Source organism: Bradyrhizobium sp. HKCCYLRH2060, from assembly GCF_051168135.1.
Taxonomy (GTDB): Bacteria; Pseudomonadota; Alphaproteobacteria; order Rhizobiales; family Xanthobacteraceae; genus Bradyrhizobium.
In genome coordinates this window covers 731,354-747,889 of record NZ_JBNPUK010000001.1, presented here as the reverse complement: position 1 = coordinate 747,889, position 16,536 = coordinate 731,354, and the positions used below count along the sequence as shown (strand labels likewise).

Annotated in this window: 13 protein-coding genes; 4 read left to right on the top strand and 9 right to left on the bottom strand. The window is 65.6% G+C overall.

The features are described from left to right. Window positions 1-58: 58 nt before the first annotated feature. From odhB to ACQR10_RS03285, 8 genes are all read right to left on the bottom strand, one after another. Window positions 59-1,312 (bottom strand): 2-oxoglutarate dehydrogenase complex dihydrolipoyllysine-residue succinyltransferase, encoded by a 1,254-nt coding sequence (gene odhB / locus ACQR10_RS03320; protein WP_316215520.1) that lies wholly within the window; start codon window positions 1,310-1,312, stop codon window positions 59-61. Window positions 1,313-1,448: 136 nt separating this feature from the next. Beyond that, complete coding sequence (locus tag ACQR10_RS03315; protein WP_316215519.1) at window positions 1,449-4,406, bottom strand: 2-oxoglutarate dehydrogenase E1 component; 2,958 nt, start codon at window positions 4,404-4,406, stop codon at window positions 1,449-1,451. Window positions 4,407-4,545: 139 nt separating this feature from the next. Beyond that, window positions 4,546-5,430, bottom strand: a complete 885-nt coding sequence (sucD, locus tag ACQR10_RS03310; RefSeq protein WP_172184319.1) for a succinate--CoA ligase subunit alpha — start codon at window positions 5,428-5,430, stop codon at window positions 4,546-4,548. 55 nt (window positions 5,431-5,485) lie between these two features. Further along, entirely contained in the window at window positions 5,486-6,682 is a 1,197-nt protein-coding gene (sucC, locus tag ACQR10_RS03305) for an ADP-forming succinate--CoA ligase subunit beta (protein ID WP_315800702.1), read from the bottom strand. Between the two features lie 127 nt (window positions 6,683-6,809). Further along, entirely contained in the window at window positions 6,810-7,778 is a 969-nt protein-coding gene (gene mdh, locus ACQR10_RS03300) for a malate dehydrogenase (RefSeq protein WP_315800703.1), read from the bottom strand. A gap of 227 nt (window positions 7,779-8,005) precedes the next feature. Then, the gene (zapE, locus tag ACQR10_RS03295) at window positions 8,006-9,187 is read right to left on the bottom strand and encodes a cell division protein ZapE (RefSeq protein ID WP_316215518.1); all 1,182 of its coding nucleotides are present in this window, start codon (window positions 9,185-9,187) and stop codon (window positions 8,006-8,008) included. A gap of 191 nt (window positions 9,188-9,378) precedes the next feature. Further along, on the bottom strand, window positions 9,379-9,918 hold the full coding sequence (thpR, locus tag ACQR10_RS03290) for an RNA 2',3'-cyclic phosphodiesterase (RefSeq protein WP_315800705.1): 540 nt from the start codon (window positions 9,916-9,918) through the stop codon (window positions 9,379-9,381). 205 nt (window positions 9,919-10,123) lie between these two features. Next, window positions 10,124-10,756 carry an arylesterase gene (locus ACQR10_RS03285; protein ID WP_316215517.1) on the bottom strand — a complete coding sequence of 211 codons (633 nt, stop codon included), beginning with the start codon at window positions 10,754-10,756 and terminating at the stop codon, window positions 10,124-10,126. A 55-nt stretch (window positions 10,757-10,811) separates the two neighbouring features. On the opposite strand from ACQR10_RS03285, the gene ACQR10_RS03280 reads away from it, so the two are divergent. The 4 genes from ACQR10_RS03280 (at window position 10,812) to ACQR10_RS03265 (ending at window position 15,869) form a co-directional block, all read left to right on the top strand. Continuing rightward, window positions 10,812-11,549: an ABC transporter ATP-binding protein gene (locus tag ACQR10_RS03280; protein ID WP_315800707.1), complete on the top strand. Its 738-nt coding sequence runs from the start codon at window positions 10,812-10,814 to the stop codon at window positions 11,547-11,549. Further along, window positions 11,546-14,116 carry an ABC transporter permease gene (locus ACQR10_RS03275; RefSeq protein ID WP_316215516.1) on the top strand — a complete coding sequence of 857 codons (2,571 nt, stop codon included), beginning with the start codon at window positions 11,546-11,548 and terminating at the stop codon, window positions 14,114-14,116. The genes ACQR10_RS03280 and ACQR10_RS03275 overlap by 4 nt, the downstream gene beginning before the upstream one ends. A gap of 277 nt (window positions 14,117-14,393) precedes the next feature. Further along, window positions 14,394-15,185 carry a Bax inhibitor-1/YccA family protein gene (locus ACQR10_RS03270; RefSeq protein WP_315800709.1) on the top strand — a complete coding sequence of 264 codons (792 nt, stop codon included), beginning with the start codon at window positions 14,394-14,396 and terminating at the stop codon, window positions 15,183-15,185. Between the two features lie 156 nt (window positions 15,186-15,341). Then, entirely contained in the window at window positions 15,342-15,869 is a 528-nt protein-coding gene (locus ACQR10_RS03265) for a GNAT family N-acetyltransferase (RefSeq protein WP_315800710.1), read from the top strand. A gap of 41 nt (window positions 15,870-15,910) precedes the next feature. Here the strand turns inward: ACQR10_RS03265 and ACQR10_RS03260 are convergent, their stop codons facing one another. Then, window positions 15,911-16,276, bottom strand: coding sequence for a DUF2794 domain-containing protein (locus tag ACQR10_RS03260; protein WP_315800711.1), 366 nt, complete (start codon window positions 16,274-16,276; stop codon window positions 15,911-15,913). Window positions 16,277-16,536: the final 260 nt, after the last annotated feature.

Genomic DNA, 16,536 nt, shown 5'->3' with positions numbered 1-16,536 from the left:
CCGTTAGGTGTGAGGCGCGCTGCCAGGCGCGCCTCAATTCGTCAAGTCGTCGTTCGCCTCAGAGATCCAGCACCAGCCGCGCCGGATCTTCCAGGCTCTCCTTGACGCGCACCAGGAAGGTCACGGCTTCCTTGCCGTCAATGACACGATGGTCGTAGGACAGCGCCAGATACATCATCGGCCGGACCTCTATCTTGCCGCCGACCACCACCGGCCGTTCCTGGATCTTGTGCATGCCGAGAATGCCGGACTGCGGCGCGTTCAGGATCGGGGTCGACATCAGCGAGCCGTAGATGCCGCCATTGGTGATCGTGAAGGTGCCGCCCTGCATCTCGTCGATCTTGAGCTGACCGTCGCGGGCGCGGCGGCCGAAATCGGCGATGCCCTTCTCGATGTCGGCGATCGACTTGTGGTCGCAGTCGCGCACGACCGGCACGACCAGTCCCTTGTCGGTGCCGACGGCGACGCCGATGTGGTAGTAGTTCTTGTAGATGAGATCGCTGCCGTCGATCTCGGCGTTCACGGCCGGGATGTCCTTCAGCGCCTGCACGACGGCCTTGGTGAAGAAGCCCATGAAGCCGAGCTTCGAGCCGTGCTTCTTCTCGAACACATCCTTGTACTGGCTGCGCAGCGCCATGACGTTGGTCATGTCGACCTCGTTGAAGGTCGTCAGCATCGCTGCGGTGTTCTGCACGTCCTTGAGGCGGCGCGCGATGGTCTGGCGCAGCCGGGTCATCTTCACGCGCTCCTCGCGCGCGGCGTCATCCGCCGGCGACGGCGCACGCACTTGCACGGAAGCCGCCGGCTGATTGACCGGGGTCGGGGCGGAGGCGGCGCGCTCGATCGCCGCCAGCATGTCGCCCTTGGTGACGCGGCCATCCTTGCCAGAGCCCGGCACGGTGGTGGCATCGACGCCGCTCTCGGCGGAGAGCTTGCGCACCGACGGGGCCTGCGGCGTATCGGCGGGCAGCGCCTTGGCCGGCGCTGGAGCGGCAGCAGGGGCAGCCGCGGCGGGCTTCGCCGGAGCCGCGGCCGGAGCCGCGGCGGGAGCAGCAGCGGCCGACTTCGCAGCGGCCGCGCCATCGGTGATCTGGCCGAGCAGCGCGCCGACGGCGACGGTCTCGCCATCCTTGGCGATGATCTCACCCAAGGTGCCGGCCGACGGCGCGGGCACCTCGATCGTCACCTTGTCGGTCTCGAGCTCGACGAGGGGCTCGTCGACCGCCACGGCGTCGCCGGCCTTCTTGAACCAGCGGCCGATGGTGGCTTCGGTGACGGATTCACCCAGCGTCGGAACGCGAATTTCAGTCATGGTCTTTGTCCTCAATAACCCGTGCGGTCATAAAGCCGGTCCGCCATCGCCTTGCGGCGGGCAAGCGATGCGGGACGGACGATCAACGCGATGTACTTGCGCCCCGCAGGTTGCGGGGCGCGTCAAAAAGGCAGGTTCAGTTCAAGGCTTCGTCGAGCAGCGCCTTCAGCTGGGCGAGATGCTTCGACATCAGGCCCGTCGCGGTCGCTGCAGAGGCGGCACGGCCGGCATAGCGCGGACGCTTGCTCTTGCCGCCGGTCTGGTTCATCACCCATTCCAGATAGGGCTCGATGAAGTGCCAGGCGCCCATGTTGCGCGGCTCTTCCTGGCACCACACCACTTCGGCGTTCTTGAAGCGGCCGAGCTCGGCGACCAGCGCCTTGAGCGGCACCGGATAGAGCTGCTCGACGCGCATCAGGTAGACGTCGTTCAGCCCGCGCTTCTCGCGCTCGTCATAGAGGTCGTAATAGACCTTGCCCGAGCACAGCACGATGCGGCGGATCTGCTCGTCCGGCACCAGCCTGGTCTTGTCGTCCGCCTGCATCTGCGCGTCATCGTACAGGATGCGGTGGAACGTCGTGCCCTTGGCGAGCTCCTCGAGCCGCGACACCGCGCGCTTGTGGCGCAGCAGCGATTTCGGCGTCATCACGATCAGCGGCTTGCGGATCTCGCGATGCAACTGTCGCCGCAGCACGTGGAAGTAGTTCGCCGGCGTGGTCGGATAGACCACCTGCATGTTGTCCTCGGCGCACATCTGCAGATAGCGCTCGAGGCGTGCCGACGAATGCTCGGGGCCCTGGCCCTCGTAGCCGTGCGGCAGCAGGCAGACCAAGCCGGACATGCGCAACCATTTACGCTCACCCGACGAGATGAACTGGTCGAACAACACCTGGGCGCCGTTGGCGAAGTCGCCGAACTGTGCCTCCCAGAGGGTCAGCGCGGTCGGCTCTGCGAGCGAGTAGCCGTATTCGAAGCCGAGCACGGCTTCTTCCGAGAGCAGCGAGTTGATGACCTCGAAGTGGCCCTGCTCCGGCGCCAGATGGTTGAACGGCGTGTAGCGGCTCTCGTCCTCCTGGTCGATCAGCACCGAATGGCGCTGCGAGAAGGTGCCGCGCTCGCTATCCTGACCGGAGAGACGAACCTTGTGGCCTTCGAGCAGCAGCGAGCAGTACGCCAGCGCTTCGCCGGTCGCCCAGTCGAGCCCGATGCCGCTGTCGATCGCCTTGGCGCGGTTCTCGAGGAAGCGCTGGATCGTCCGGTGCACGCGGAAGCCGTCCGGCACCTTGGTGATCTTGCGGCCGATCTCCTTGAGGCGGTCGATCTCGACGCCGGTAACGCCGCGGCGCGCCTCCTCCTCCTGGTCGGCGGATTTGAAGCCTGCCCACTTGCCGTCGAGCCAGTCGGCCTTGTTCGGACGATAGGACGTACCGGCCTCGAACTCGGCGTCGAGACGGGCGCGCCAGTCGGCCTTGGCCTTCTCGACCTCGCCCTCGGTCATGACGCCTTCGGCGACCAGGCGCTTGGAGTAGATCTCCAGGGTCGACGCATGGGCGCCGATCTTCTTGTACATCACCGGCTGGGTGAAGGCCGGCTCGTCGCCCTCGTTGTGGCCATGCCTGCGATAGCAGAACATGTCGATCACGACCGGCTTGTGGAATTTCTGCCGGAACTCGATCGCGACCTTGGCCGCGAACACCACGGCTTCCGGATCGTCGCCGTTCACGTGGAAGATCGGCGCATCGATCATCTTGGCGACGTCGGACGGATAGGGCGACGACCGCGAATAGCGCGGATAGGTCGTGAAACCGATCTGGTTGTTGACGATGAAATGAATCGAGCCACCGGTCCGGTAGCCTTTCAGGTCGGACAGCGCGAAGCACTCCGCCACGACGCCTTGGCCGGCGAAGGCGGCATCGCCATGCATCAAGAGCGGCAGCACCGAGATGCGCATGTCCGGCGGATCGCCATGCTGGTCCTGCTTGGCGCGGACCTTGCCGAGCACGACGGGATCGACGATCTCCAGATGCGACGGATTGGCAGTCAGCGACAGATGGATGCGGTTGCCGTCGAACTCGCGGTCCGAGGAGGCGCCGAGGTGGTACTTGACGTCGCCGGAGCCTTCGACCGCGTCGGGATTGGCCGAGCCGCCCTTGAACTCGTGAAACAGCGCGCGGTGCGGCTTGCCCATCACCTGGGTCAGCACGTTGAGGCGGCCGCGATGCGGCATGCCCAGCACGATCTCCTTCACGCCGAGATTGCCGCCGCGCTTGATGATCTGCTCCAGCGCCGGAATCAGCGACTCGCCGCCGTCGAGGCCGAAGCGCTTGGTACCGGTGAACTTGACGTCGCAGAACTTCTCGAAGCCCTCGGCCTCGATCAGCTTGGTCAGGATGGCGCGACGGCCCTCGCGGGTGAACGAGATTTCCTTGTCCGGTCCCTCGATGCGCTCCTGAATCCAGGCCTTCTGCGCGGCGTTCGTGATGTGCATGAACTCGACGCCGAGCGTCTGGCAGTAGGTGCGCTCGCAGATCGCGACGATCTCACGCAGGCTGCCGTATTCGAGGCCGAGCACGTGATCGAGGAAGATCTTGCGGTCGTAGTCGGCCTCGGTGAAGCCGTAGGAGCGCGGATCGAGTTCCTCACGGTTGCGCGGCGCCTCGATGCCGAGGGGATCGAGCTTGGCGTGGAAGTGGCCGCGCATGCGGTAGGCGCGGATCAGCATCAACGCGCGGACAGAGTCGCGGGTGGCCTGATTGACGTCGGCCACCGACAGTTCGACGCCCTTCGTCTGGGCCTTGGCGGCGAGCTTCTCGCCGACCTTCTTTTCGACGACGGCCCAGTTGCCGTCCAGCGCCGAGGTCAAGTCGTCGCGGGGGGAGACCGGCCAGTTGCTGCGCGCCCAGGAGGGGCCCGACGCATTCTTCTGCACGTCGGCCGGCGCGTCCTTCAGGCTCTTGAAGAACTCCTGCCACTCCGGGTCGACCGAAGCGGGGTCCTTCTCGTAGCGGGCGTAGATCTCATCGATGTAGGTGGCATTGGTGCCCTGCAGAAAAGACGACAGGGCGAAGGCGGCGTTCGCATCTTGGCGAGACATGGTGGCGTCCTGGTAATTTCGATGCGCCCAATCAAAACGGCGCAATGCCTGACCCGCGGGGGACGCGGATCAGGCTCGGGTTAGGACCGTTTACCTTATTTATTGTAAATATTCGCGCCGAAAAGCACTAAGTCCTGAATCAGGATTTCAACTTTTCGACAAGCGTCTTGCCAAGCCGCGCCGGAGACGGAGAGACTGTAATACCAGCAGCTTCCATCGCAGCGGTCTTCGAGCCGGCATCGCCCTTGCCGCCCGAGATGATCGCGCCGGCATGGCCCATACGGCGGCCGGGAGGGGCGGTGACGCCGGCGATGAATCCGACCATCGGTTTCTTGCGGCCGCGCTTCGCCTCGTCCTTGATGAACTGCGCCGCGTCCTCCTCGGCCGAGCCGCCGATCTCACCGATCATGATGATCGAGGTCGTCTTGGGGTCGGCCAAGAACATCTCGAGCATGTCGATGAACTCGGTGCCCTTGACCGGGTCGCCGCCGATGCCGACCGCCGTGGTCTGGCCCAGGCCCTCGGACGTCGTCTGGAACACCGCTTCATAGGTCAGGGTGCCCGAGCGCGACACGATGCCGACCGAGCCGGGCTTGAAGATGTTAGCCGGCATGATGCCGATCTTGCACTCGCCGGCGGTCATGACGCCCGGGCAGTTCGGCCCGATCAGGCGCGACTTGGAGCCCTGCAGCGAGCGCTTTACCCGGACCATGTCGAGCACCGGGATGCCCTCGGTGATGCAGACGATCAGCGGGACCTCGGCGTCGATCGCCTCGCAGATCGCATCGGCTGCGCCCGGCGGCGGCACGTAGATCACCGAGGCGTCGGCGCCGGTGGCCTCGCGGGCCTCCTTGACGGTGTCGAACACCGGCAGGCCGAGATGGGTCGAGCCGCCTTTGCCCGGCGAGGTGCCGCCGACCATCTTGGTGCCGTAGGCGATCGCCGCCTCGGAGTGGAAGGTGCCGTTCTTGCCGGTGAAGCCCTGGCAGATGACCTTGGTGTTCTTGTCGATGAGGATGGACATCGTGCTTTCTCTAAAAGCGTTGCGGTGAGGAATGAGCGAGCGCCTGAAACGGCGCTCAGCCTCCCTTGACGGCCTTGACGATCTTCTGCGCGGCGTCGTCGAGATTGTCGGCGGGCAGCACGTTCAGACCGGACTCGCTGATGATCTTCTTGCCGAGATCGACATTGGTGCCCTCGAGGCGCACCACCAGCGGCACCTTCAGGCCCACTTCCTTGACCGCGGCCACGACGCCCTCGGCGATGACATCGCACTTCATGATGCCGCCGAAGATGTTGACCAGGATGCCCTTCACGTTCGGGTCGGCGGTGATGATCTTGAACGCCGCCGCGACCTTCTCCTTGCTGGCGCCGCCGCCGACGTCGAGGAAGTTGGCGGGCTCCATGCCGTACAGCTTGATGATGTCCATCGTCGCCATGGCGAGGCCGGCGCCGTTGACCATGCAGCCGATGGTGCCGTCGAGCGCGACGTAGTTGAGGTCGTACTTCGATGCCTCGATCTCCTTGGCGTCCTCCTCGGTCTCGTCGCGCAGCGCGACGACTTCCGGGTGCTTGAACAGCGCGTTGGAGTCGAACGAGACCTTGGCGTCGAGCACGCGCAGCTGGCCCTGCTTGGTGACGACCAGCGGGTTGATCTCGAGCATCGCCATGTCCTTGGCGACGAAGGCGTTGTAGAGCTGGGTGGTCAGCTTCTCGGCCTGCTTGGCGAGGTCGCCGGAGAGCTTCAGCGCCTTGGCGACGGCGCGGCCGTGATGGCCCATGACGCCGGTGGCCGGATCGACCGAGAAGGTGATGATCTTCTCAGGCGTGCTGTGGGCGACGTCCTCGATGTTGACGCCACCTTCGGTCGACACCACGAAGGCGACCTTCGAGGTCTCGCGGTCGACCAGCAGCGACAGATAGAATTCCTTGTCGATGTCCGAGCCGTCCTCGATGTAGAGGCGGTTGACCTGCTTGCCGTCCGGACCGGTCTGCACGGTCACCAGCGTGGCGCCCAGCATCTGCTTGGCGAACTCGTTGACCTCCTGGATCGACTTGGCGAGGCGGACGCCGCCCTTGTCGCCGGCAGAGGCCTCCTTGAACTTGCCCTTGCCGCGACCGCCGGCGTGGATCTGGCTCTTCACGACCCAGACCGGGCCACCTAGCGTCTTCGCCGCCGCATCCGCGTCCTCCGGACGGAGAACCGGCACGCCCTTGGAAATCGGCACGCCGAACTCGTGCAGCAGTGCCTTGGCCTGATATTCGTGAATGTTCATAAGCGCTTGCTCCCCGAACCCGCGATGGGGTGACGACCAGAATTGTTGTTAGGATGTCTGGTATACCATATACCAAACATCCTGCAACTCGATGTGGGCGAGACTACGCCCCGTGAATGACCCCTGATCAGCGGCCGAGCAGGTCGGGCGCGATCTTCTTGCAGGCGTCGACCAGGCCCTGGACGGCGGCGACCGACTTGTCGAACGCCTCGCGGTCCTTCCCGGCCAGCTCGATCTCGACGATGCGCTCGACACCCTTGGAGCCGATCACGACGGGCACGCCGACATACATGTCCTTGACGCCGAACTCGCCGTTGAGATGCGCCGCGCAGGGCAGCACGCGCTTCTTGTCGCGCAGATAGCTCTCGGCCATCGCGATCGCCGACGCCGCCGGGGCGTAGTAGGCGGAGCCCGTCTTGAGCAGGTTGACGATCTCGGCGCCGCCATTGCGGGTGCGGTCGACGATCTCGTCGATGCGCGCCTGCGAGGTCCAGCCCATCTTGACGAGATCCGGCAGCGGAATGCCGGCGACGGTCGAGTACTTGGTCAGCGGCACCATGGTGTCGCCATGGCCGCCGAGCACGAAGGCAGTGACGTCCTCGACCGAGACGTTGAACTCATCGGCCAGGAAGTAGCGGAAGCGCGCGGAGTCGAGCACGCCGGCCATGCCGACGACCTTCTTCGCCGGAAGGTTCGAGGCCTTCTGCAGCGCCCAGACCATCGCGTCGAGCGGATTGGTGATGCAGATGACGAACGCATCGGGGGCGTACTTCTTGATGCCGGCGCCGACCTGCTCCATCACCTTCAGGTTGATCGACAGCAGATCATCGCGGCTCATGCCCGGCTTGCGCGGCACGCCGGCGGTGACGATGCACACCTTGGCGTTGTCGAGCGCCTCGTAAGAGTTGGCGCCGGTGAAGTGCGCGTCGAAGCCATCGACCGGCGAGGACTGCGCGATGTCGAGCGCCTTGCCCTGCGGAACGCCTTCGGCAATGTCGAACATCACGACGTCGCCGAGCTCCTTGAGGCCGACGAGGTGAGCCAGCGTTCCGCCGATCTGACCGGAGCCAATCAAAGCAATCTTGTCGCGCGCCATGGCAAATTTTCCTTTGAACCCGAAGGGGTGAGGGAGGTTGAAAAGTCGAGTGGGTGGTTATCCCTTTCGCCCGGGCCGTTCAAGTCACGCTATGGCCAATTGGCGGGCGTGCCTTGATTTCGATCAGGACCGGGCGACGGCTGCTGATGATCCTTTCAGCATGATTGGCGTGGCCTTTTCGCGGCTGTGTGCCCGGCGGCAGGCGCTCGCCAAAACTCCGGTATTTGTCAGGTTTCGACCAACCCCGTGGAAGTCCCGGATGCCGCCGAGTCCTTCCGCCCGTGCGGCAGGGCCAGGTAGGAGTCCGAGCCCATCTCGATCAGGCGCGAGGTGGTCCGCTTGAACTCCATGGCCTCGATGCCCTCGGTCGCGACGTAGAGCGAAATCGGGTCGGCTTCGGCGGAGGCGATCAGCTTCACGGCGTTGTCGTAGAGCGTATCGATCAGGGTGATGAACCGCTTGGCGGCATTGCGCTCGGCCAGATCCATGACCGGAACGTGATCGATCAGGATCGTATGATAGTCGTGCGCGAGCCGCAGATAGTCCGAGGCTGCCAGCGGCTTCTCGCAGAGATCGGTAAAACCGAAGCGGGCGACGCCGTTGGCGGAGCACGGGACATGCAGGATACGCCCCTTGATCGTCATGTCGCGCGGCTTGCACTTGGCATGCCCCGTGAGCCGCGCCCAGGCCTTGTCGAGCGCCGCTCGCGCGTCGACGTCGGCCGGCACCAGCCACATCTTCACGCCGGCCAGCTTCTCCAGCCGGAAATCGGTGCGCGCATCCAGCCGCATCACGTCCATATGGTCGGCGATCTGCTTGATGAAGGGCAGGAACAGCGCGCGGTTGAGGCCGCCTTTGTAGAGGTCTTCGGGCGCGACGTTCGAGGTCGCCACCACCACGGTGCCGAGCTCGAACAGCCTGGCGAACAGACGCCCGAGGATCATCGCGTCGGCGATGTCGGTGACATGGAATTCGTCGAAGCAGAGCAGCCAGGCCTGATCGAAGATCGCCTGTGCCGTGAGCCCGATCACGTCGGCATCGGCAAGCTCGCCGCGCGCGATGTTCTGGCGGTAGCCGTAGATGCGCTCGTGCACCTCGGCCATGAATTCGTGAAAATGCGCGCGGCGCTTGTGCTCGACGGGACAGTTCTGGAAGAACAGGTCCATCAGCATGGTCTTGCCGCGCCCGACCTCGCCGTGGACATAGAGGCCGTTCGGCGGCTCGCTCTTGTCGGCAAAAAGGCGGCCGAACAAGCCTTGCTTGCGTGTCGGCTTGTAGGTCGAGAGGCGGCGCTCCAGCGCCGCCAGGGCGTCGGCGACCTCGGCCTGGGCGAGGTCGGCCTCGATCGCACCGGTATCGACCAAAGACTGATATTGCGCGCGGAACGCGTCTGACGGAGTGGACAGCATGAGCCCACTCTAGGTCACGAGACTTACGGAAAATGCAATCCGCAAATGGTGGAAGCCGCCATGCGTCGGAGCCGTGAGGTCGTGGTATATGGCACGCAAACGCCGCCGTGACCGTTAGTCCGGGGCTAACGACGTTAGTCTTCGCTCCTGGCCTCAGCGAGCGGCTGGCTTGAACGACCGCGCTCCAGACCTCACCCCGGGGAAAGGTCGTAGGCGTCCTCGACCACGTAGGGGCCACCGCCGGTCGAGGCGCGCGACGAGAACAGCACGAAGCGCTCGGCCGTGAACACGCGGCTCGGGAAATAGCCGCGGACGGAGAGATAGTCGGCAACGTCCTGGCTCGACGCATCGTGCAGCCGCGCCAGCGTGACGTGGGGCACGAATTTGCGACCTTCCGGATCGAGCCCGATCCGCTGCATGAGCCGCTCGAGCTCGGCCTGCAGCTCGATCAGGGGGCGGCTCGGCGCGACGTTGGCAACGACGGCGCGCGGCTTGCGGCCGCCGAAGCTGGAGAGACCCTGCACCGTCACTTCGAACGGCTTGCGGTTCACCCGCCACAGCATCGAGGCGATCTCGTTGGCGGAGGCGCCGTCGATGTCACCGATGAAGCGCAACGTCACATGGTAATTTTCGGGATCGATCCAGCGGGCGCCTGGGAGGCCACCCCGCAAACCGGAAAGCGTGTGGCCAACCTCGGCCGGGATTTCCAGTCCAGTAAACAGACGCGGCATCGTTTCAGGACTCCCGATGCTGGAGGCTGATCTCGAAAATTGACGAGATCATGCCTTCGAGAAATGATCGACGACGAATCGCCAATGCATCATTCCTACCGAACTTATATGACTCCGCGACGGAAGGCGGGTTAACGCCGGTAAAAGCTGCGGAAAACCCGGCCCTTAAGGTTATCGCAAATGATCGACGCGGCGCTTCGTTCCGTCATTGCCCACGAAGTGGACGCAGGAATGCTTCCGCCGTAGGCAACATCCGGGACACGATGATGTCGACGCCCGCCGCAGTGGGGTGGATGCCATCGGCCTGGTTCAGCTTGGCGTCGGCGGCGACGCCATCGAGGAAGAATGGGTACAGCGGCACGTCGAACTGCTTGGCGAGATCGGGATAGATCGCGTTGAATTTCGCGGCATAGTCGCTGCCGTAGTTCGGCGGCGCCAGCATGCCGCACAGCATGACGGCGATGCCCCGCGCCTTCAGCCGGGTCACGATCTCGGTCAAGGCCTTGCGCGTCACCGCGGGATCGATGCCGCGCAGCGCATCGTTGGCGCCGAGCTCGACGATGACGGCCTCGGTCCCGTCAGGCACCGACCAGTCGAGCCGATCGCGGCCGCCGGACGAAGTATCCCCGGATACGCCGGCATTGGTGAGGTCGATCGGCAGGCCCTGGGCCTGCAACGCCTTCTGCAGCTTGGCTGGAAACGCATCCGAGGCGGACAGGCCAAGACCCGCGCTCAAGGAATCGCCGAGCACGACCAGCTTGATCGGCTTGACGTCGTCAGCGCCCGCAAACGCGGGCCCGACTGTCATCAAGGCGAGCATCAACACGAGTATGTGCACGAAGATATGTCCGCGCCTCTCGACCCGGCTTGCGGAGTTGCCATATGACCGAGCCATGGACAGTCTCATCGAAACCTCGCGTTTGGCCGGCCTTGCGCCGGACACCATTACCATCTCCAACGTCAACCTCTCGCTCGGCACCGGAGCGGCACGTGTTCATATCCTCAAGGACATCAGCCTGCGGGTGGGACAGGGCGAGACGATCGGCCTGATCGGCCCCTCGGGATCGGGGAAGTCCACGCTGCTGATGGTGATGGCGGGGTTGGAACGTCCTGACAGTGGTGAGGTGGTGGTCGGCGGCACCGCTTTCAATGCCCTGGACGAGGACGCCCTGGCCCGGTTCCGGGGTCGCCAGGTCGGCATCGTCTTCCAGTCCTTCCACCTGATCCCGACCATGACCGCGCTGGAGAATGTGGCAGTGCCGCTCGAGCTGGCCGGCCATGCCGGCGCCGCGGAGCGTGCCGCCCGCGAGCTCGAGCAGGTCGGGCTCGGCCACCGTCTGCATCACTATCCGACGCAGCTCTCCGGCGGTGAGCAGCAGCGCGTGGCATTGGCCCGCGCTCTCGCTCCCGACCCCGCAATTCTCGTGGCCGACGAGCCGACCGGCAATCTCGACGAGACCACCGGCCAGCAGATCGTCGACCTGCTGTTCACCAAGCATGCCGAGCGCGGCATGACGCTGGTGCTGGTGACCCATGACAGCGGCCTCGCGCATCGGTGCGACCGGGTGGTGCGGCTGCGCTCGGGACGGATCGAAGCCGAGAGCGACGCACACGAGCAAGCCGACGCATGAGCACGGTGTCCGAACCGATCGCGGGCGGCCGCATGGCCGCGTTGCCGGTGCGCTACGCGCTGCGCGAGCTGCGCGGCGGCTTGCGCGGCTTCTACGTCTTCATCGCCTGCATCGCGCTCGGCGTGCTCGCCATCGCCGGTGTCGGCTCGGTGGCGGCCAGCCTCAATGACGGGCTGGTCCGCGAGGGCCGGACCTTGCTCGGCGGCGACGTCGCTTTCTCGCTGTTTCAGCGCGAGGCCAAGCCCGAGGAGATCGCCTTCCTGCGGACGCGCGGCCAGGTCTCGCTGGCGGCAACCTTGCGGGCGATGGTGCGCGCCGGTGACGCCAAGCTGGCCTTGGTCGAGCTCAAGGCGGTCGACGGCGCCTATCCGCTGCTGGGCAAGGCCGAGCTGCAGCCCGACCTGCCGCTACCGGACATTCTCGCCGAACGCGACGGCGTGTTCGGCGCGGCGGCCGATCCGGCACTGCTGGCGCGGCTCGACCTCAAGGTCGGCGACACCGTCAGCATCGACACCGTCCGCTTCCAGATCCGCAGCGCGCTCCAGGCCGAGCCGGACAAATTGTCCGGCGGCATCGGCCTTGGGCCGCGTTTCCTGATCAGCGAGGCCGGCCTGCGCGCCACGTCGCTGCTGCAGCCGGGCAGCCTGGTGCGCTGGACCTACCGGGTCCGGCTGCCCGACAATGCCAAGGACGACCACGCCGCAGCGTCCTTCATCGCCGACACCCGCCTGACCTTGCCGTCGGCCGGGTGGGAGATCCGCAGCCGCAGCAATGCCTCGCCGCAGCTTGAGCGGACGATCGGCCGCTTCACCCAGTTCCTCACCCTGGTCGGTCTCGCCGCGCTGCTGGTCGGCGGCGTCGGCGTCGCCAACGCGGTCAAGAGCCATGTCGACCGCCGCACCGAGGTGATCGCGGCGTTCAAGGCCCTCGGCGCCACCAGCCGCGACGTGTTCGGCATCTACCTCGTGCAGGTGATGGTGCTCGCCACGATCGGTTCGATCATCGGCCTCTGCGCCGGCGCGGCCCTGCCCTTTGCCATCGTCGGGCTGTTCGGCAACATCCTGCCGCTGCCCGTGATCCCGGCTATTCATTCCGACGAGCTGGCGCTCTCCTTCGTCTATGGCCTGCTCACCGCACTGGCGTTCGGTCTGTGGCCGCTCGGGCGCGTACGCGACGTGCCGGTGGCGGCGTTGTTCCGCGAGGCGATCATCGCCGAATGGCACCGGCCGCGCTGGAGCTATCTGGTGCTGATCGCAGGCACCGTCGCGCTGCTGATCGCGGTCGTGATCGGCCTGTCCTACGACAAGCGCATCGCCGCGGTGTTCGTCGTCGCCGCCGCGCTGGTGTTCGTGCTGTTGCGCGGCATTGCCGCCGCGGTGATGGCAATTGCGCGCGCCCTGCCGCGCAGTCGCTTCCCGATGCTGCGGCTGGCGGTCAGCAACATCTACCGCCCGGGCGCGCTGACACCGTCCGTGGTGCTGTCGCTCGGACTGGGCCTCGCGGTGCTGGTCACGATCACCCAGATCGACGGCAATCTGCGGCGGCAATTTCTGGCGCAACTGCCGGAGCAGGCGCCGTCGTTTTTCTTCATCGACGTCCCCTCCGGCGAGGCCGACCGCTTCCGCGGCTTCCTCAAGGACCTCGCCCCTCAATCCGCTGTCGAAGACGTGCCGATGCTGCGCGGGCGCATCGTCTCCGCCCGCGGCGTCCGCGCCGAGGACCTCAAGGCGACGACGGACACCGAATGGGTGCTGCAGAGCGATCGCGGCCTGACCTATACCGCCGAGATTCCCAAGGGCTCGAAGGTGGTCGAGGGCAAGTGGTGGAGCGAGACCTACAGCGGACCGCCGCTGGTCTCGATCGAGAAGCGCATCGCCGACGGCCTCGGCCTCAAGCTCGGTGACGACATCGTCGTCAACGTGCTCGGACGCGATATCACGGCGCGGATCGGCAACATGCGCACCATCGACTGGCAGGGGCTCGGCATCAACTTCGTGCTGGTGTTCTCCCCGAATGCCTTCAAGGGCGCGCCGCACACCCATGTCGCGACCCTGACCGAAGCGCGCTCCGATGCCGCCGAGGATGCCCGTGTCATCCGCAAGGTGGCCGACGCCTTCCCGATGGTGACCAGCGTGCGGGTCCGAGAGGTGATGGAGACCGTGGGCTCGGTGGTCTCCAACCTCGCGCTCGCCATCCGCGGCGCCAGCGCGGTGACCTTGATCTCGGCCATCCTGGTGCTCGGCGGCGCGCTGGCCGCCGGCCACCGCCACCGGGTCTACGACGCGGTCATCCTGAAGACCCTGGGCGCGACGCGGCTGCGGCTGCTCGGCGCCTACGCGCTCGAATATCTGATGATCGGGTTTGCCACCGCCGCGTTCGGCGTCATCGCCGGCTCGGTCTCCGCTTGGCTGATCGTGACCCGGCTGATGACCTTGAGCTTCGCCTGGCAGGCGGGCAGCGCCGCGCTGGTCGTCTTGGCGGCGCTGATCGTGACCGTCGGCCTCGGACTGGCCGGCACCCTGCTCGCGCTGAACCAGAAGCCGGCGACGGTTCTTCGGAATCTCTAGCGGCTTGATCGAGCGGCTTGCGCGCTCATGCCGCACGGTTAACGCGATTTATACGGCTGGGACGCGTTCGGAGCGACATTCAGCCGCGCGTGGAAGCTTGCGGCGGATATGCTAGTTTCCCATCTAGGGAATGGGCTCAGAGACCTGCCAAAGATGGCGAATTTGCCGATGACGCAAATTTAATATCGATGGCAGCGGGTATGAGATAGGGTTTTTCGAGAACCGGCTGAAGGTCCTGCCAGGATCGGGCTGCCGGGCAACCAACGGGAATTCGACCATGTCGGACCTCAACCGCAACTATGCTTCACCCTTTGGCCGGGTGGCCGGGCGCGCCGATGCCGCGACCGTCGACGCCGGTCTGCGCGCCTACATGCTGCGCATCTACAATTACATGAGCATCGGCCTGGCCATTACCGGCCTCGCGGCGCTCGGCGTCTACATGGCGTCGGTGACCGGCGATCCGGCGGCCGGCGTGTTCAAGTTCGGCAACGCCTATCTGACGCAGTTCGGCTACGCGATGTTCGTGAGCCCGCTGAAGTGGCTGTTCATCCTGGCCCCTCTGGTCATGGTGTTCGCGATCTCGGCCGGCATCAACCGCCTCGCGCCGTCGACCGCGCAACTCCTGTTCTGGGTGTTTTCGGCCTTGATGGGCATCTCGCTGTCGTCGATCTTTCTGGTGTACACCCACACCTCGATCGTGCGGGTGTTCTTCATCACCGCGGCGACGTTCGGCGCGCTGAGCCTCTACGGCTACACGACCAAGCGTGACATGACGGGCATGGGCTCGTTCCTGTTCATGGGCCTGATCGGCATCGTGCTGGCGAGCCTGGTGAACCTGTTCCTGGCGAGCTCGATGCTGCAGTTCATCGTCTCGGTGATCGGCGTGTTCGTGTTCGCCGGCCTGACCGCCTGGGATACGCAGCGCCTGAAGAACGAGTACATCTACGGCTACGCCTCCGCGGGCGGCGACATCGCCGAGCGCGCAGCGATCACCGGCGCGCTGTCACTGTACCTGAACTTCATCAACCTGTTCACGCTGCTGCTGCAGCTGCTCGGACAGCGCGACTGATCCAACCGCTCGAACGAGCGACCTTCGAAGCCCCGGCCTCACCGCCGGGGCTTTTCGTTTGCACAAACCCCGATTGCGACCGGCGCAAAGCCGCAGCGGCAGCCATGCCGCGAGGCCGGATTGATCGCCGCGTCCGCATGGGTATGCTTGCACCCCATGTCGAACATCGAAATCCGGCCCACCCAGGAGGCCGACCTCCCGGCCATCACCGCCATCTACGGCCAGGCCGTCCGCGAGGGCACGGCCACCTTCGAGCTCGACCCTCCGGATCTGGCGGAGATGACGCGCCGCTTCCGGGCGCTCCGCGACGGCGGCTTCCCCTATTTCGCCGCCCTGCTGGACGGAGAGGTGGTAGGCTATGCCTATGCCGGGCCCTACCGGCCTCGCCCTGCCTATCGCTTCACGGTGGAGAACTCGGTCTATCTCGCTCCCGCCAGCCAGCGTCGCGGCATCGGGATGCGACTGATGCGGCAGCTGATCGACGCCTGTGAGGAGGGAGGCTTTCGCCAGATGATCGCCGTCATCGGCGACTCCGCCAATGCCGGCTCGGTCGGGCTGCATACCGCCTGCGGCTTCCAGATGATCGGCACCCACCCGAGCGTCGGCCTGAAATTCGGCCGCTGGCTCGATACTGTGATGATGCAGCGCCCGCTCGGGGCCGGGAGCAGCGACGTCCCCGCGTAAGCGACGCCGGTCGAAATGTCGTGATCACCCGGCGGGTCGGATCAGACCAGCGCCGGCTTCGGCGCGATCGCCAGCAACACGCGCTCAAGCTCGTGGCCGCGGCGCAGGATCAGCCCGGTGGCCGAGATCACGCTGTACATGCCCTGCTTGCGTGCGAGACGCGGATCCTTCTCGATGCGGTAGATCGGCACCTCGGACGCCCGGCGAAACACGGAGAAGACGGCCCGGTCACGCAGGAAGTCGATCGAATAGTCGCGCCACTCACCGTCGGCGACCATGCGACCGTAGAGGTTCAGGATGCGGTTCAGCTCCAGGCGGTCGAACGTCACCCGGTTCGGCGCTGCGGCCGCACTGCGCGCCGCCGCGCGGTTCTCGCTGGGGTCGGCGTCCTCCGGCGTGAGGTTCATTGGCGTCCTCCTGTCATCTGTGTGACATGATCGCGCCATCCGGCAGAAGCCGCAAGGGGCCGTTTTCGTTGTCGAAGTTCGACCGAGCCTGCGAGGTCATCAGTTCCGCGAACACGCAAGCGTCACGGGATCGTTAGCGGAATCATAATCGCGCCGTCTTTCCGCCCACCGACCGCCCCCGACCTTCGGCATAAGATTCGTGTGCGTTGGCCCGGTCCTTTCGGTTCCGGATTCCTCAGCCCCCAGCCCCCCGGGGTCGT

Bases quoted from the DNA above. Each gene is read 5' to 3' on its own strand.
- sucD (WP_172184319.1), bottom strand. From the start codon at position 5,430: ATGTCCATCCTCATCGACAAGAACACCAAGGTCATCTGCCAGGGCTTC.
- ACQR10_RS03270 (WP_315800709.1), top strand. From the start codon at position 14,394: ATGTCGGACCTCAACCGCAACTATGCTTCACCCTTTGGCCGGGTGGCC.
- thpR (WP_315800705.1), bottom strand. From the start codon at position 9,918: ATGCCGCGTCTGTTTACTGGACTGGAAATCCCGGCCGAGGTTGGCCAC.
- zapE (WP_316215518.1), bottom strand. From the start codon at position 9,187: ATGCTGTCCACTCCGTCAGACGCGTTCCGCGCGCAATATCAGTCTTTG.
- sucC (WP_315800702.1), bottom strand. From the start codon at position 6,682: ATGAACATTCACGAATATCAGGCCAAGGCACTGCTGCACGAGTTCGGC.
- ACQR10_RS03275 (WP_316215516.1), top strand. From the start codon at position 11,546: ATGAGCACGGTGTCCGAACCGATCGCGGGCGGCCGCATGGCCGCGTTG.
- ACQR10_RS03280 (WP_315800707.1), top strand. From the start codon at position 10,812: ATGGACAGTCTCATCGAAACCTCGCGTTTGGCCGGCCTTGCGCCGGAC.
- mdh (WP_315800703.1), bottom strand. From the start codon at position 7,778: ATGGCGCGCGACAAGATTGCTTTGATTGGCTCCGGTCAGATCGGCGGA.
- ACQR10_RS03265 (WP_315800710.1), top strand. From the start codon at position 15,342: ATGTCGAACATCGAAATCCGGCCCACCCAGGAGGCCGACCTCCCGGCC.
- ACQR10_RS03315 (WP_316215519.1), bottom strand. From the start codon at position 4,406: ATGTCTCGCCAAGATGCGAACGCCGCCTTCGCCCTGTCGTCTTTTCTG.
- odhB (WP_316215520.1), bottom strand. From the start codon at position 1,312: ATGACTGAAATTCGCGTTCCGACGCTGGGTGAATCCGTCACCGAAGCC.
- ACQR10_RS03260 (WP_315800711.1), bottom strand. From the start codon at position 16,276: ATGAACCTCACGCCGGAGGACGCCGACCCCAGCGAGAACCGCGCGGCG.